The organism is Mesorhizobium sp. LSJC269B00, from assembly GCF_000502815.1.
Classification (GTDB): Bacteria; Pseudomonadota; Alphaproteobacteria; order Rhizobiales; family Rhizobiaceae; genus Mesorhizobium.
Window position 1 is genome coordinate 38,821 of the sequence record NZ_AYVN01000003.1, and the last position, 14,456, is coordinate 53,276.

At 59.7% G+C, this 14,456-nt stretch carries 17 protein-coding genes and 1 pseudogene; 10 read left to right on the plus strand and 8 right to left on the minus strand.

Features of this window, described 5'->3' with window-relative positions:
- Positions 1 to 289 precede the first annotated feature (289 nt).
- Positions 290 to 759: pseudogene (locus X771_RS01000000164815) on the minus strand (IS1595 family transposase); the annotation flags it as partial.
- 90 nt (positions 760 to 849) lie between these two features.
- Between X771_RS01000000164815 and X771_RS01000000164820 the strand changes: the two are divergent.
- Together X771_RS01000000164820 and X771_RS1000000167980 are read left to right on the plus strand one after the other, a co-directional pair.
- On the plus strand, positions 850 to 1,053 hold the full coding sequence (locus X771_RS01000000164820) for a DUF6471 domain-containing protein (RefSeq protein WP_023731283.1): 204 nt from the start codon (positions 850 to 852) through the stop codon (positions 1,051 to 1,053).
- Positions 1,054 to 1,341: 288 nt separating this feature from the next.
- Entirely contained in the window at positions 1,342 to 1,935 is a 594-nt protein-coding gene (locus X771_RS1000000167980; protein ID WP_155923866.1) for a hypothetical protein, read from the plus strand.
- A gap of 374 nt (positions 1,936 to 2,309) precedes the next feature.
- Here X771_RS1000000167980 and X771_RS156630 read toward each other — a convergent pair whose 3' ends face one another.
- From X771_RS156630 to X771_RS156620, 4 genes are all read right to left on the minus strand, one after another.
- Positions 2,310 to 2,807 (minus strand): hypothetical protein, encoded by a 498-nt coding sequence (locus X771_RS156630; RefSeq protein ID WP_023687341.1) that lies wholly within the window; start codon positions 2,805 to 2,807, stop codon positions 2,310 to 2,312.
- A gap of 938 nt (positions 2,808 to 3,745) precedes the next feature.
- On the minus strand, positions 3,746 to 4,357 hold the full coding sequence (locus tag X771_RS156625) for a nitrogen fixation protein NifQ (protein ID WP_023687343.1): 612 nt from the start codon (positions 4,355 to 4,357) through the stop codon (positions 3,746 to 3,748).
- Between the two features lie 331 nt (positions 4,358 to 4,688).
- The gene (locus X771_RS1000000166495; protein WP_081725572.1) at positions 4,689 to 4,880 is read right to left on the minus strand and encodes a ferredoxin; all 192 of its coding nucleotides are present in this window, start codon (positions 4,878 to 4,880) and stop codon (positions 4,689 to 4,691) included.
- Positions 4,881 to 4,920: 40 nt separating this feature from the next.
- Complete coding sequence (locus X771_RS156620) at positions 4,921 to 6,138, minus strand: cytochrome P450 (protein WP_023687344.1); 1,218 nt, start codon at positions 6,136 to 6,138, stop codon at positions 4,921 to 4,923.
- A gap of 493 nt (positions 6,139 to 6,631) precedes the next feature.
- On the opposite strand from X771_RS156620, the gene X771_RS1000000167985 reads away from it, so the two are divergent.
- Positions 6,632 to 6,844, plus strand: a complete 213-nt coding sequence (locus X771_RS1000000167985) for a hypothetical protein (RefSeq protein ID WP_156935975.1) — start codon at positions 6,632 to 6,634, stop codon at positions 6,842 to 6,844.
- Positions 6,845 to 6,981: 137 nt separating this feature from the next.
- On the opposite strand, the gene X771_RS156615 is transcribed toward X771_RS1000000167985, so the two are convergent.
- Entirely contained in the window at positions 6,982 to 8,073 is a 1,092-nt protein-coding gene (locus tag X771_RS156615) for a hemin-degrading factor (RefSeq protein ID WP_023672205.1), read from the minus strand.
- 30 nt (positions 8,074 to 8,103) lie between these two features.
- Positions 8,104 to 8,244: a hemin uptake protein HemP gene (gene hemP / locus X771_RS1000000167990; protein ID WP_023687345.1), complete on the minus strand. Its 141-nt coding sequence runs from the start codon at positions 8,242 to 8,244 to the stop codon at positions 8,104 to 8,106.
- A gap of 501 nt (positions 8,245 to 8,745) precedes the next feature.
- Between hemP and X771_RS156610 the strand changes: the two genes are divergently transcribed.
- From X771_RS156610 to nifW, 5 genes are read left to right on the plus strand one after another with little or no spacing between them, the layout of a single operon-like run.
- Positions 8,746 to 9,066 (plus strand): iron-sulfur cluster assembly accessory protein, encoded by a 321-nt coding sequence (locus tag X771_RS156610; protein ID WP_023687346.1) that lies wholly within the window; start codon positions 8,746 to 8,748, stop codon positions 9,064 to 9,066.
- 55 nt (positions 9,067 to 9,121) lie between these two features.
- On the plus strand, positions 9,122 to 9,472 hold the full coding sequence (locus tag X771_RS1000000167995; RefSeq protein WP_156935976.1) for a hypothetical protein: 351 nt from the start codon (positions 9,122 to 9,124) through the stop codon (positions 9,470 to 9,472).
- A 36-nt stretch (positions 9,473 to 9,508) separates the two neighbouring features.
- Complete coding sequence (gene nifS, locus X771_RS156600) at positions 9,509 to 10,675, plus strand: cysteine desulfurase NifS (protein WP_023672209.1); 1,167 nt, start codon at positions 9,509 to 9,511, stop codon at positions 10,673 to 10,675.
- Positions 10,676 to 10,700: 25 nt separating this feature from the next.
- Positions 10,701 to 11,909, plus strand: a complete 1,209-nt coding sequence (gene nifV, locus X771_RS156595) for a homocitrate synthase (RefSeq protein ID WP_023687347.1) — start codon at positions 10,701 to 10,703, stop codon at positions 11,907 to 11,909.
- The gene (gene nifW, locus X771_RS156590) at positions 11,906 to 12,286 is read left to right on the plus strand and encodes a nitrogenase stabilizing/protective protein NifW (RefSeq protein WP_023687348.1); all 381 of its coding nucleotides are present in this window, start codon (positions 11,906 to 11,908) and stop codon (positions 12,284 to 12,286) included. The genes nifV and nifW overlap by 4 nt, the downstream gene beginning before the upstream one ends.
- Positions 12,287 to 12,338: 52 nt before the next feature.
- Here nifW and X771_RS1000000168725 read toward each other — a convergent pair whose 3' ends face one another.
- Positions 12,339 to 12,548 carry a hypothetical protein gene (locus X771_RS1000000168725; RefSeq protein WP_023708822.1) on the minus strand — a complete coding sequence of 70 codons (210 nt, stop codon included), beginning with the start codon at positions 12,546 to 12,548 and terminating at the stop codon, positions 12,339 to 12,341.
- On the opposite strand from X771_RS1000000168725, the gene X771_RS156585 reads away from it, so the two are divergent.
- Entirely contained in the window at positions 12,472 to 13,323 is an 852-nt protein-coding gene (locus X771_RS156585) for an electron transfer flavoprotein subunit beta/FixA family protein (protein ID WP_023672212.1), read from the plus strand. The genes X771_RS1000000168725 and X771_RS156585 overlap by 77 nt on opposite strands.
- A gap of 17 nt (positions 13,324 to 13,340) precedes the next feature.
- On the plus strand, positions 13,341 to 14,450 hold the full coding sequence (locus X771_RS156580) for an electron transfer flavoprotein subunit alpha/FixB family protein (protein WP_023687349.1): 1,110 nt from the start codon (positions 13,341 to 13,343) through the stop codon (positions 14,448 to 14,450).
- Positions 14,451 to 14,456 lie beyond the last annotated feature (6 nt).

Sequence of the window (14,456 nt, forward strand, 5' to 3'; positions counted from 1 at the left end):
ACAGCACCGCACCCATTTTTGTACCTCTGCCCGCACAAATGGCTTCTATGCACAGTAGAAGCAAAGGGCAACTGCGTCTTCGCAACTTTGCGGTCCACTGCTCACGAGACGATCGTCTGATGTAAAAATGACAACGATAGCTGCCGTGGCAAGCGGACTCGGGCCAATGAATAGGCCAGGCAGCATACTCTTCTCCGCCGGGCTTTGTGGCGAAGGAACTGAAGATCACGCCAATGAGCTGCTAAAAATCGACTCCAGAGGCGTTCGCGCAGTAGCAGAAGCGCGCGCCCTCGGCGCGCACCACGCCACCAAAGTAAGCGCCGTCAATCTCGACCTCGCCTTCAAGGGTTTCGTTCTTGGTTTCAGCCGACAGGCTTCGCGCAGCTTGTGAGCCAGCACAAAGGCGGTCTTGTACTGCACGTCCAGATCGCGAGAGAACTGGACCGCCGACATGCCCTTCGCGCCGTTAACAAACAGGCAGATCGCGGCGAGCAGATCGACAAACGACAGCTTGCGCCAAGGCGAAGATCGTGCCCTCGTAACCGAGAACTGCGCCCCCGCAAGCGGCGCACTTGAACTTGCGACGGGTCGGAATGTCGTAATGATCCAGGCACCCGCATTTCCCGCAAACAGGCTCGCCTTGAGTCGAAGCCCAGCGAAGGCGCTTGAACGCGTCGTAAGCCTTTTCCTCGCCACCTTGTAAATCTCTTTCAGAGAAAGGGAGCGGCTTTCGGCGGAAAGGAGGAAGTGTGGGGCTATTGTCATCATATCCGGTTATATGCGGGGCTTGTATCGCCAAATACAGGGGCCTGTACCACCGACTGTGATGATATTTTTTGAGGCGAGGCTATGGCAGGCAAGGACGACCCGCAGACCGTCGAATACGAGACGAAAGCCAAGAACCTTTTGAAGTCAGAGTTGAAGCGGAAGGGCGTTACCTATGCCCAACTCGCCGAAAAATTGGCGACTATGGACATTCACGAAACCGAGCGTAATTTGAACAACAAAATAAGCCGGGGGGCTTTAGCGCTGCGTTCTTACTGCAATGCTTAGACGCTATCGGGGCATCCTCATTGCGGCTTTCGGAGTAGTTTTACTCGGGGCGGCCTTACCGCCAGACGAGCGCAAGAGCACTCAGCCCCAACATTCCGAACAGCATCAAGAGACCATAGGCAACCCTGTTGCGGCAAGCCTCCGCCAGTCCAACAGGCAAATGAACCCCCAAGTTACACTAACCCATGCCAAGCAGGTCACGATGATCGCAGTTCCGATCTGTGTGCCCAGTGGAACGCTGCCGACGCTGCCCAACAGTCGGCGAACTGGACCACCATTGGCGCTATCGTGGGTGCTTTCACGCTCGCCGCTGCTATGGCCGCTGCTTACTACGCCAAAGAGGCTGCTAGGCACACCCAGCGCAGCGCCGACATTGCCGAAAAGGCTTTGCTCGATATCGAGCGCCCGTATTTGTTCGTCACCGCCACCAAACCGTTGGTGGGGGTGACGCACGATTGGGCTGACAAGCCCGACAACAAAAGACCAATTCCGGAAGCGGCATACTCGATCAAGAATTTCGGACGCACTCCTGCCATCATAAACGAGATTCGGGCGAGCCTCCGGCTTTGCAACTTGCCGCCAACTCCGCATTACCATCCCGGAGAAATCAATGACGTTGAACGGGTGCTCGGGGCAGACGATGCTCTTAGCCCTGCAGCTTTTGATCGCGGCGGCCCTATCACAAACAATGTGCTGAATGAGCTTTTCCTGTCCGATACTCACATAGGGGCGGGTTCCCTTCCATATGTATCTGTATGGCGAGATCACTTATACGAGCGTCAACGGGATCACCGACCAATTCGGATTTATCTACCGCTACTCGCCTCCCGGCAATACGTTCCATTTGCAGGACATTCCCGGCTACACCTACCGCCACCGTGACGTGAAGAAACATAAGCAAAACGATGACTTATCGGCCTAGACTTGCTCCGAACGCGTAAAAGCGGCCTCGGGCGGTTGCAAGATCGCTACAATGTTTATTTTTGATATCCGCTCGGTAAGGCGCTTTTCGCTTAAGCAACTAGGCGTTCTCACATTTTTTGTTCAAGAACAAGGCGTTACACAACTTTCCTACGAGGCGAAAGCGCCTTAAGTGTCAACGTTTACATACGCGAAAGTGCCTAAACATCCTGCCTGCTGCGGATGGAAAAACGCTGACTGTAAAAGCCCGCCAACCTTTCGGCGGGCGGGCTTCCACTGCCGGAACTGGAGAGTGTCATGTCGACAGCCCCGACAGGTCGGAAAGGGGTCGCTGGTTAGCGGCGCGAGATCAGCAAGCAGAGCCGGCGCAGCTCACGATCATAGGTATCTTCGTTGCTAAGCACTTCGACGCAGCGCTTCTTCATCCGAGTGACCTGGGCGTTCGACATATCGCCGACAACGCTAGCCAGATTCGGGGTGCTCGAAGCGGTCGGGTTGCTGGGGTTGGCGGCTGGATTGGTTCCAACGCCGACATTTACGTCGGTACCGACCCCGGTGACGACACCGACATTGGCGCGGCCGGTGCCGATGGAAGCAGTCGCTCCGCCAGTGCCGCCGACGGAGGCTGCGGCATTTGCCCCAGAACCGCCTAGGGATACGCTAGCCGTAGCGCCGCTGTTGCCGCCCACATTAGCGCTGGCGCCTCCGCTGCCGACGGATACCCCGCCGACGCCTCCGACATTAATTCCAGCTGCAGTCGCTGGCATGCAAAGAATTACGAGAACACATCCGGCAGTCAGACTGCCCGTAAGAATTTCAAAAATTCTTGCCATAGTACGCCTCCTTGTTGCCCTGCAAAGGATGGGACATTTTTTGGGACCTACGGACCCCATAGTGACGCACTAGAGTTGAAAAACAACTTAACGGCCCGCGAAAGATTCGTTCTAGGATCATTACTTGGTAATTCTCAGGAGTCAGATATAATAAAATTTTACTTTGGCTCCTACGTGATTTTTCCATTTGTCAGATAATATCATTCCCTAAGCACTCCAGGTGCGGTGCAACAATGTTCAGGGATGACCGTCCGGCGATCAGTAAGCGGCTACTACCGCCGATCGGACATACAACGCTATATTAGCACCTTTTGACGAACCCGACCGGCGGGCCGAGCCAGAATCCCGTCAGCGCAAAACCTGCAAAATCGCTTCCGATGCTCACCATTGACTAGCACGGAGGAAGTTCTGAGCGCCAAACACGGTGACCATCAACCTACGGCCGCTGGTAACTGTCGACGTCGAGCATTTCGCCTGGTTGAAAGCTATGTGGCGCCGAAGCGGAAGAAAACACTGCAGACCCCGTTTCCTAAAATCGTATCAGTTATAGAGGAGCAAACACGCCAGAAGTGAGATGACGCTGCCTAGCAGTTGGTCTGCCGTCAGGCCGGAAAAATAGACGAGATCGAACGCCAGTACAGCCATCGCTCTAGCCACTCATGAATTGGAAAACCTAACGAGCTGGTCACCAAGTCCGGCCTGCTCAAGATCGCGCAACGTGTCCTTCAACTCCTTGCGCTTGTAGCGATTGATGATGCCGGCTTAGGTTGTGGCGGCATCTAACAAACATTCGACTCGCGCCTGCCATGACGACGACCTGCCGAAGCGAGCATCGCGAGCGCACAGTATTCAAATCCCCCAAGGCGTCCGTCGAGATTTGACAACAGACAGATGGCGCGGCGCGAGCTCTGACGCTGTACGACTGACGCAAGCGGCTCTCAATCCTGGGCGTTGTCCTTGGTCCGTGTGAGGCGGCTTTCGCCTTCCTCCGGGCCGAAGCAGCTTTCGAAATCATTGCAGTCCCGGCAACTGGGGGAGCTGCACAGCGAAAAGCCTTCGGCCTCGCAGAGCTTTCGGTAAAAGTATTTTTTCCATTTCATGTTTTGGGTGTTGCCGGCCGCCAGCGTCGGAAAATGCGAGGCGAGCAGGCGGCCGAGGTCGCTTCGACTAAAAAGGCCAAGGTCTTGCCAGAGGTGGTCATTGCGCATGGCACGCCGGGCGATGATCTTGGCGAAGCGGGCGCTTGCCTTGTCGTCGGGCCGGGCATGCGCCAGCAGCAGTCCGCGCAGAAGTTCTTCTTCCAGATCCGGCTCAGGCTCGCTCCCCTCTTCCAAGGCAAACGCGTTGATAGGAAAAGCAGGGAAACAGCGGGACAGGACATCGCGCAACTCGGCGCGCGAAAGTCCGGTTGCCTCCGTCGCCGTCGCCTCGCCGGCCTCGATCTCCTCGAGCGCACGTGAAAGCACACAGGCAAGCACATGCTGGTCGAACCTTCTCTCCAGCTGCGGCCATTGGCCGGTGCTGAGCCGGGCATAATGTTGGGCAAATATGGTGCGTTCTCCTGGTTTCGCCCTATCAAACCATGCAGAGACCCGGCCTGCCGCAACATGGGTCGGGCAGTTCTTCGGTACGGCACTCCGGGTCGCCTCGCGTCGAGTAGTTCGGCAATTCTCGTCTGGTCCATCGGCTCTGGCGCAGAATTCTGTGATTCGAAGAGGTTCGCGAACCCCGGCCCTGCCGTTTGCGCCTCACGGGGAACACTGGCGCCGGAATTTGCCCCGCAGAGTTGGACGTGAACCGTGCGGGACAGAGGTCGCGTGCTGAGTGCGGCCACATGGTTCAAGCCGCCAGACTCACGGTTGAATGCCGTCATCCAGAGCGTCAGCGAGTGAGTTCCAGCGCACGTTCAGGACAGGATCGCGCGCCTCGTGATGCAGGCAGTTCCTCCCCTTCCGCAACTTCAATGTCACCAGGCAGGATGTAACCGTCATTATCGAGTTTAAAGATGTCCGGCGCTTGCGCCGCGCATCGCGCGTGGCCCTGGCATTTGGCCTTTTGGACGATGATGCGCATGGCGCTGCCTCCATTGTCTGTGCCCGGGCTCGGGGCGGGCCTAAGACCAGTCCAGGATCAAATTTTCGATCCCGAACACATGGCCGCCAGAAGTTATCGGCGCCGTACCCTGCTTGATCCTGAAAGCCGGGATGCGCGCCAGCCACTCCTCCAGGCCAATGACAATCTCGCGCCGGGCAAGGTGTGAGCCAAGGCAACGGTGGGGACCATAGCCAAACGCTGCGTGGCGGTTGTCCTCCCGCTCCAAATCAATCGTGTTGGGGCATTCGAATTCCGCCGGGTCACGATTGGCAATCATCGTGGCGCAGGAAACATAGTCCCCCTTCCGGATCGGCGCGCCTTCGAAGTCGATATCTTTCGTGGCCACGCGGATCAACTGAATGGGCGGATAGGCCCGCAGCAATTCTTCGGTTGCGAGCGGGATGCGGTCCGGTTCGCTCCGCAGCAATTGCTGATCTTTGAGGTTGCGTGCGAGGTACGCCAAGTCAAAGCCTATAGCTGCTGCGACCGTGTCGAGCCCAGCGACGAAGACAAGCACGCCGATGCCGCGGACTTGGGTGTCAGTCAGCCGGCGGCCCTCGACCTGTGCCTGCACTATAAAGGTCATGAAATCGTCAACCGCCTCACCGCGGCGCATGGCTGCAAGTTCGTCGATGAATGCCACGATCGTCCGGGCAGCCACAGGTCGTTCCTTATCGTCGCCGTGGAGCAGATCTTTCCCCCAGCCGACGAATGTATCGAGTCGGTCATCAGGCAACCCCAGAAAGCGAAGAAAGGTGCTCACCGCGAAAGGAAAGGCAAAATCCTTCATCACGTCGCAGCTTGTGCGCGACGCGGCGATCCTTTCGATCAGCTCGACCGCCCGTTCGCGGACAGCCGGTTCCAAAGCCAACACCCGCTTTGGCGAAAGCAGCGGATTAAGCAGTGAGCGAAAGACGCCATGGGCCGGTGGATCGAGCTCAAGCGGGATCGTCGGCCAGTTCTCACCCAGTATGGAGGAGAAGATGCTGCGATGGCTGGAAAAAGTCTCTGCGTCCTGCAGCACCTTCCGCTGGTCCGCGGCACGGGTGATGACCCAGGTACCCCGGCCATCTTGCGTGTTGTAGCGGGAGTAAAAGATCGGAGGCCCGTCATGTACGCAAGCGACAGCTGCGTGTGGATCCCCGTTGGGTGTTGGTGGCATCCCTGGCGATGTAAACAGGCTGAAGTCCCTCACCATTTCGGGCGGGACATGATCTGGAACGGGGTTGGTCGCCATTTTGTTTTCTCTACATTGGCGTTCATGGCTCAATTGAGATTGCACCGCTGTTCATAAAGTCGATTTCCAGCATGGGCACGTCTCTTGTCGGGCGCCTTCTAGATTCTGTCGCCTGATACAGCCCACCTGCACCAGCGCGGATGAGATGGGTTGCGAAGTCGATCAGAGGGGCATCTCCGCCGCGCTCCGGTCATGAAGCAAAGCGGCCGCTTCCCCGTTAGGGTTGAGAGACTGGTCAATCACCTCTGCCCTGCTGATCAAATTGTCGAAGCAAGTCGCGTGCCGGATAGGGTAGCCATGGCGGTGCACCAAGCAATGCCAGCCTGCGCTGGGTCTGCCGCTGATGATCACCTGTCCATCATTCTTATGACAACGTCCGACAACCGACATCCGTGGTCGGTTTTGTCGAGCCCGCGACATCGGGCTGTTCGGCTTGGCTGTTGCTGCACAGCCTGCCGGGCGACGAGCGAGTAGATCGCTCGCACGGCCCGGATTGAGCAATGACGCGATCCAGCGCAAGGATCGGGTGCGGTCCGAGAAGACCCGACGGCGCTTGCGCGAGACGATCGGAAATATCAAAAAGGTCAAGCCGCGCTTCGGTTCGGCGCTGATGGCGTATGCGTTTTATCGCTCGCAGGCGCTGCAAGGCTTTTCGGCAGACGGCGATGCACTCGTGCGCACCGGTGCCGACCGGCGACCAGCTTGACTGTATAGATGCGGTCCATTCCGGCGTGCATCACCTGACCATGCGCATGCGCTACGACGGCATCCTTTCCGCTCATGGACCTAGATTTGCTCGCGAGCCGCTGTCGGAACGTGGTGCTGAGTCCTATCGCGGCCAATTCAATCCGAGGACCTGTCGGCAGTCAACACACCCCTGGAGGTCGGACCGGGAACGCGTGGCAGACTCTCGGCCAGAAACCGCCAGTCGCTGCCCTCGCGTTCGCCTTCCTTGCGCGTGCCGAAGAACTGGATGATCATCTTGCCGTCCGCGCCATAGGCTTCAATGGACGTAACGTGACCATCCCTCGTCGGCTTGCGCACGGCCCAGACCTCGCGGATGCGATGGGTCCTAAGATGCAGATGGAAGGTCTCTTCGAGCACATTGATCCGCGGCCCGATCTGCTTGACCGACCTGATCGGGCCGGAATGGATCTGAATGCAACCACGATTGCCGACAAAGCACATGATCGGCATCTCGTCTTCGGCCGCCTGTTGGAACAGGGCGCCAATGGCATCATTGTCGAGTAGCCAGGCGTCATCCTCGTCGGCCATACGCATCGCCTGGCAGCGGCTGAGCTTCAGTGTCTTCAACATATGGTAGAACTGATGCACGTCGCTTAGCCGGCCCCAGTGCTCGCGTAGGTCGTCGACCGTGGTGGCGTGGTCTGGACTCACTGCGTTATCGCGCGCCCCGCTCGCCTCGAGCGATATGATCGGCTCCTGGTCGGGGGATACAAGCTCTGCCGTCAGATCCTGATAGGCCTGCAGGTTCGAGGCGGGCGTGAGATGAGCTTTGTGCATCGCCTCGCCGGTGGCATCAAAGAATTGCAGGCTGCGGCGGATCTCGGCCCCCTCGCGCTTCTCGACGGCGAAGCCATACGCCCACGCTTTCGGGAAGATGCGCAGGTCGATCTCGTCGCCGAGCAGTATGGCATGCTGGTTGCCGGTGACCACTTTGCCGTAGACGCCAATCTTTTGGTGCACGGCACTTTCGTTGCTGGTGACCGCCATCACCTCGCCGACCGCTTCGAGGCCGGTCAGCAGATCATCGACGCGCGGCTCGATGCGCACCGCGCCGTGACCACAATGCGCCGCGACCAACTCGGCTTCCGAAATGCCCAATCGAGCGGCGAGATCATGCTCCCGGATCTTCGGATTGTCTTTGCACGCCCGCCGGATTTCGTCGGGCGACGGTTTCTCGCGTTGGTCCATGCTTACCCCTGTTTCTACGACGTGTGAGGATCATCTGCCCTGCCCGGGAACCTTCAGCCGATAAGGCGCGCCGAAATGCTCGATCCTGATCTGCTGCTGGCCCATGAACAAGGTGTCGCTGGACAGCGTGCGCACGGCGTCGCACCAATGCGAAAACCGGCGAGCAGCCACATGCCGATGGCATCCCATCGAGCCGGTCGGCGGCTACTGGGCGGGTGGTGAGCCAGTATGGATGTTGTCGCAATCGGCCAAGCGGGCATTCGGATGCCACGAGCGGCGCTGCTTTGCCAACAACGCGTATCTGACCACGGTCCTGACATGTTACTCCCTTGCTTCGCCCCATCCATCGCGATGGCACCCACGGCATGGTTGTGGATCGGCATGCTCTTGCCGTCTCGCCAAACGGAGCTTCAAAAACCGTGCCAATTGCGCCGAGGCAAGCTCAGAAGAAGTTCTGTCCTTGGTGATGTGAGTTCACCCAAGAACTCAGGCCAACATCCCTCGTGCCGGACCCGACAAACCCGACAGCACGTGTCGATTGGCCGACACCTTATCAGCAATCAAGAGGCACCAGTGCGAGAGATGCCGCGCTGTGTTGATACGTTTTTTGGCTTTGGCACGGTGCATGCAACGTGATGGGCAAGCAGGTCGCGGACTGAGGAGAATGGAGCCATGATTACGCTCACCGACAACGCTGTTGCCGCCTTCAAGACTGCTCTTTGCCGTGCCAGCGAGCCGGCGGAAGGCTTTCGCATTATGATCGAGGCCGGCGGCTGCGCAGGCTTCAAATACTTAATGGGCCTGGAGAGCGTGTCGCGCGAGGGCGACGCGATCACTGACACAGATGGGGTCAAGCTGTTCGTGGACGCGGGCTCCCAACCCCATGTAGCCGGCATGACCGTCGACTTCCTCACCGGGCTCCAATCTTCCGGTTTTGTCTTCGATAACCCCAATGCGCGCGAAAAGTGCGGCTGCGGCAAGTCCTTCAGTTAAACGCCCGAAGCGTCTGTGCGGCCGACAGAGTGATTTTGCGGCAGAGGAGACTTATATGGCCGGCACAACAGATGTCCCCATCCTAAAAAACAAGACAAGGTCAAAGCCGATCTCGGGACCGCCATTCGCTCCCAGTAGGATTCAAAGAACGTCGCCTCCCGAAGCAGCTCGGTTCCTGGTGGCACCCGAGCTGCTTGCGGACAAATCGCGCCGCTGCGCCAAATTCGGCTCATCGGTAGCGTTATCGCGTTCGGGCGTCCTTACCTGCGGGCTGACCTACGGCCACTGCGAACATGTCCATATCGACGGAGATCCGGTTTACGTCAAACACTCCGGGCGCCTGCGCGCGCTGCCAGTTCAAATGATCATCAACGGCATGCGCCAGAGGCTCAACGAGTCGGTCTAGCGCTCGCGTCATTCTGTTTAACTGAGGATCGCACCTATGAAGCCTGTCTACCTCGACAACAACGCAACCACACGGGTCGATCCTGAGGTCGTGCAAGCGATGTTGCCGTTCTTTAGGGATCAATTCGGCAACCCTTCGTCGGCACACGCTCTTGGCGCCTCAGTCAGTGCGGCGGTGAGAAAGGCGCGGAGGCAGTTGCAAGCTCTGATCGGCGCGGAGTTCGAGGATGAGATCACTTTCACCTCGGGTGGGACAGAAAGCGACAATGCAGCGCTTCTTTCAGCGCTCGAGGCGGCGCCCAACCGAACCGAGATCGTGACGTCCGCGGTCGAGCATCCCGCCGTGCTGACGCTCTGCGAGCATCTTGAGAAGACCCGCCGCCTCAAGGTGCACAGGATCCCGGTGGATTGCCGTGGTCGGCTCGATCTCGACGCCTATATGGCCGCCCTCACCCCACAGGTTGCAATCGTGTCAATAATGTGGGCGAACAACGAGACTGGTGTGATCTTCCCCGTGGCAAGGCTTTCCGAGTTGGCCAAGGAAGTGGGCGCCCTATTCCATACCGATGCTGTGCAGGCGGTCGGCAAGCTTCCGATGGACCTGAAGTCGACCGCAATCGACATGCTGTCGCTCTCCGGCCACAAGCTGCACGGGCCGAAAGGGATCGGTGCGCTTTTCGTAAAACGTGGCGTCGATTTCCATTCGCTGATCAAGGGGGGTCACCAAGAGCACAACCGGCGTGCTGGAACCGAGAATACGCCCGGCATAGCCGGGCTCGGCACGGCGGCCGAACTCGCCTTGAAATTCATGGACGACGAGACCACACGGGTAAAGTCGCTCCGCGATCGCCTGGAGGGCGGGATCCTCCAGCGCATCCCAAGCACCTGTGTCACTGGTGATCCCTTGCAACGGTTGCCCAACACCGCAAACATCTCCTTCGAACATGTCGAAAGTGATGGAATTCCACTTCTCCTCAGCCGCATTGGCATCGCGTGTTCCTCTGGCTCGGCCTGCACCTCCGGCTCTCTGGAACCAAGCCATGTCCTAAGCGCGATGAAAACGCCACACGCGGCAGTCCGCTTCTCCTTGGCGCGGGACAACAGCGAAGAGGACATCGACCGGGTGCTCGAGGTCATGCCGGGAATCGTGGGGAAGCTGCGCAGCTTTTCCGGTTCTGGGCCGGGTAGTCCGGTCTATGCGTGAGCCGCAGAAGAACAGGCTGCCTGTCATGACCGGTCATGTCTCCCTCAACGATACGACCTTGCGCGATGGCGAGCAGGCGCCGGGCGTCGCCTTCACCACGACGGAAAAGCTGGAGATCGCTGAGTCTCTTGCGGCGGCTGGCGTGACAGAGATCGAGATCGGCACGCCGGTCATGGGCGTCGACGAGATGGAAACAATTCGCGCCGTGGTAGCGCGGCGTCTTCCGGTTCGGCTCATGGCCTGGTGCCGGATGACGTCGTTGGATCTCGATGCAGCGATCGAGAGCGGCGTCCAAGCGGTCAATTTGTCGCTGCCTGCGTCGGACATCCAACTTGCCGCCAAGCTCGGCCTCGACAAGGCGGGAGCGCTCCAGGTCATCGATCATATGGTCAGGCGCGCCGCCGATGCCGGCTTCTTCGTCGCGGTGGGCTGCGAGGATGCCTCGCGGGCCAATCGGGATCATCTCGCCCGCGTTATCGAGACGGCCGCACGCGCCGGCGCAAGCCGCGTGAGGCTGGCCGACACAGTCGGTGTTCTCGACCCGTTTTCGACCTTCGAACTTGTCGCCCAGCTCGTGGTGCAGTCTCCAATCGACCTTGAATTTCATGCGCACAACGATCTCGGACTTGCTGGCGCCAACACGCTGGCGGCGATCCGCGCAGGCGCGCGCCATGCCTCCGTCACCGTCCTGGGGCTCGGCGAGCGTGCGGGCAATGCCGCGCTGGAGGAGGTGGCCGCCGCAATGGCAGTCTTCGACGGCGCAGACACCGGCATTGAGCTGACCGCATTGCCCGACCTCGCCGCCCAGGTGGCTTGGGCCGCCCGCCGGCAGACCGCAGCCACTAAGCCGGTCGTCGGCGCCGATGTTTTCACCCACGAATCCGGCATTCACGTCGCAGGGCTGCTGAAGGACTCGCGTACTTATCAGGGGCTCGATCCGACTCTCGTGGGCCGCTGCCGGCGGATCGTCATCGGCAAGCATTCCGGCGCCACTGCGATTGCCCATGTGCTGAGCGAAAGCGGTCGCGATCTCGACCCGGATCTGGCAGCCGCGATGGTGGCCCGCGTCCGACGCGAGGCGGCCGAGACCAAATCAACCGTCACTGCAACTCGACTGGTCGAGCTCTACGATGGAATGTGCAGCGAGGCATCCCTCATCGAGCTGTGCGGGTCCAAGTCAGCCGTGCGCGAGCGCACAGAGGCCACAGTTTTGCGACCAGGAAGAATGCAATGAATTGTTCCGCTGACAGCCGCCCCATGGATGTCACCGACATCCTCGCACGACTGAAGCGCTTGTCGGCTGCAGAGGAATTCTTCTCAGTCCTAGGCGTCGCCTATGACCCGAAGGTACTGAATGTCTCGCGGCTCCATATCATGAAGCGTGTGGGCCAATACCTCGCCGAAGAAGATTTCTCCGGTCTGCCCGACCAGGTGATTGCCGCGAGGGTGCGCGCGACGCTCGAACGAGCTTACGAGGACTTTGCGATTTCCTCGCCGCTCACGCATCGGATTTTCAAGGTGCTCAAGGACCACGATCCGAACAAACCTGCCGCGCCGGGTCACACCTTTGTTCCGTTCGACTCGGTACTGAAGCGGTTCGGACGGGAATGATCGGCGACAAGGGTGCGACGCGACAATGTCGAGCAGCCGCCAAATGCGGTCATCACCACAGCGCCGTCAGAAGCAACCAGCCGAAGTTGTAGGAAAGGGGGAGCGCAAGAGACTTGGCACGAATAATGCGGACAAAGGAGATAACCGCAATGCCGGACCCGGACAGGAGCCTAGAGAAACCGCCAATGCACATCGTAATCTGCATCAAGCAGGTGCCGGACTCGGCACAGATAAGGGTCCATCCGGTCACGAACACGATCATGCGCCAGGGTGTTCCGACCATCATCAACCCTTACGACCTGTTCGCCCTCGAAGAAGCGCTCAGACTGCGCGACGCACATGGCGGCGAAGTCACTGTGCTCACCATGGGTCCGCCCATGGCAGAGGACGCGCTGCGCAAGGCGCTCGGTTACGGCGCCGACCGAGCGGTGCTCTTGACCGACCGCTATTTTGCCGGCTCCGACACGCTGGCAACCTCGTTCGCCCTTTCCCAGGCAATCGCGAAGATTGGCGAGACGTTCGGCACGCCAGACCTCGTCTTCACCGGCAAGCAGACGATCGATGGCGACACCGCCCAGGTCGGGCCCGGCATCGCCAAGCGCCTCGGACTCCTGCAACTGACCTATGTCGCGAAGATCCCTTCTGTCGACCTTGCTGCACGCGAGATCAAGGTCGAGCGCCGTTCCGAAGGCGGCACACAGATGCTGAAGAGCAGGCTCCCTTGCCTCATCACCATGCTGGAAGGCACAAACGAGATCCGCCGGGGCTCGATCCAGGACGCCTTGTGCGCCGCGCGCAGCCAGGTCTTGAAATGGAGCGCGGCCGACGCCGGCATTGAGGATCTCACCAAATGCGGCCTGCGCGGTTCACCGACGGTCGTCAAACGTGTTTTCGCCCCTCCTGCTCGAGCTGAAAAGGCGGCACAAATCGACACCGCCGAGAAGGCCTTGCGCGATGTCGCTGACGAACTCATCACCGCAATCTTCACCCGCCAGCCGGCGCTGGAACATGAGCTCGCCTTTAACGGCGGCGCGTGACGGCAAGGAGCAAAACGATGTCGACCGCGAACGGAGAAACCCCTCGCCCTGCCGCCGGCCGCGCCGGCATAAAGAAGGAATTGCCCGCCCATTTCAAGGACTATCGGCACGTTTGGGTTTTCATCGAGCTCGAACGTGGCGAGGTCCATCCGGTATCATTCGAACTGCTCGGCGAAGGCCGCAACTTAGCAGACAAGCTTCAGGTCCAGCTTGCAGGCGTCGTGCTTGGACCGCCGGGAGAGGCCGTCGGGAACGCCGTTGCCGAAGCATTCGCGTATGGCGCTGACCTTGTCTACATCGCCGAGGCGCCCCTGCTCGCCGACTATCGGAATGAACCTTTCACCAAGGCGCTGACGGATCTGGTCGATACCCACAAACCCGAAATCCTTCTTCTCGGTGCCACCACACTGGGCAGGGATCTTGCCGGCTCCGTGGCGACGACCTTGCAGACGGGGCTCACGGCCGACTGCACCGAACTCGATGTGGATACCGACAGTTCGCTCGCCGCCACGCGTCCGACTTTCGGCGGTTCCTTGTTGTGCACGATCTATACGCTCAATTTCCGCCCGCAGATGGCGACCGTGCGGCCGAGGGTCATGCCCATGCCGCAGCGGACGGATAAACCGGTCGGGCGTATCATCCGGCACAAGCTTTCGCTTGCCGAGGACGAGATCGCTACCAAAGTCCTCGGCTTCCTGCCGGACAATCAGTCGGCGAAGGCAAACCTTGCCTATGCCGACGTCGTGGTTGCGGGAGGCCTTGGTCTTGGCGCGGCGGAGAACCTGCAGCTTGTGAAGAACCTCGCACGAGCAATCGGCGCCGAGCACGGCTGTTCGCGTCCGTTAGTCCAGAAGAGCTGGATGCCAGCTGATCGGCAGATCGGCCAAACTGGCAAGACGATCCGGCCGAAGCTTTACATAGCGGCCGGGATTTCCGGCGCCGTCCAGCATCGGGTTGGCGTGGAAGGGGCGGATCTCATCGTGGCCATCAACACCGACCCGAACGCGCCGATTTTCGATTTCGCTCACCTCGGAATCGTCACCGACGCGATCCGCTTCCTGCCCGCACTGACGGAAGCCTTCACCCGGCGGCTGTCGCCCCACAGTCGCGATAAGCTTTCGAGCTAAGGGGAT

Excerpts from the sequence above, each read along its gene's own strand:
- X771_RS156610 (WP_023687346.1), top strand. The coding sequence starts at position 8,746 with ATGATTACGCTCACCGACAACGCTGTTGCCGCCTTCAAGACTGCTCTT.
- X771_RS156620 (WP_023687344.1), bottom strand. The coding sequence starts at position 6,138 with ATGGCGACCAACCCCGTTCCAGATCATGTCCCGCCCGAAATGGTGAGG.
- X771_RS1000000167995 (WP_156935976.1), top strand. The coding sequence starts at position 9,122 with ATGGCCGGCACAACAGATGTCCCCATCCTAAAAAACAAGACAAGGTCA.
- X771_RS01000000164820 (WP_023731283.1), top strand. The coding sequence starts at position 850 with ATGGCAGGCAAGGACGACCCGCAGACCGTCGAATACGAGACGAAAGCC.
- X771_RS1000000166495 (WP_081725572.1), bottom strand. The coding sequence starts at position 4,880 with ATGCGCATCATCGTCCAAAAGGCCAAATGCCAGGGCCACGCGCGATGC.
- nifV (WP_023687347.1), top strand. The coding sequence starts at position 10,701 with ATGACCGGTCATGTCTCCCTCAACGATACGACCTTGCGCGATGGCGAG.
- X771_RS156580 (WP_023687349.1), top strand. The coding sequence starts at position 13,341 with ATGTCGACCGCGAACGGAGAAACCCCTCGCCCTGCCGCCGGCCGCGCC.
- X771_RS156630 (WP_023687341.1), bottom strand. The coding sequence starts at position 2,807 with ATGGCAAGAATTTTTGAAATTCTTACGGGCAGTCTGACTGCCGGATGT.
- X771_RS156615 (WP_023672205.1), bottom strand. The coding sequence starts at position 8,073 with ATGGACCAACGCGAGAAACCGTCGCCCGACGAAATCCGGCGGGCGTGC.
- X771_RS156585 (WP_023672212.1), top strand. The coding sequence starts at position 12,472 with ATGCACATCGTAATCTGCATCAAGCAGGTGCCGGACTCGGCACAGATA.
- nifW (WP_023687348.1), top strand. The coding sequence starts at position 11,906 with ATGAATTGTTCCGCTGACAGCCGCCCCATGGATGTCACCGACATCCTC.
- nifS (WP_023672209.1), top strand. The coding sequence starts at position 9,509 with ATGAAGCCTGTCTACCTCGACAACAACGCAACCACACGGGTCGATCCT.
- X771_RS1000000168725 (WP_023708822.1), bottom strand. The coding sequence starts at position 12,548 with ATGATCGTGTTCGTGACCGGATGGACCCTTATCTGTGCCGAGTCCGGC.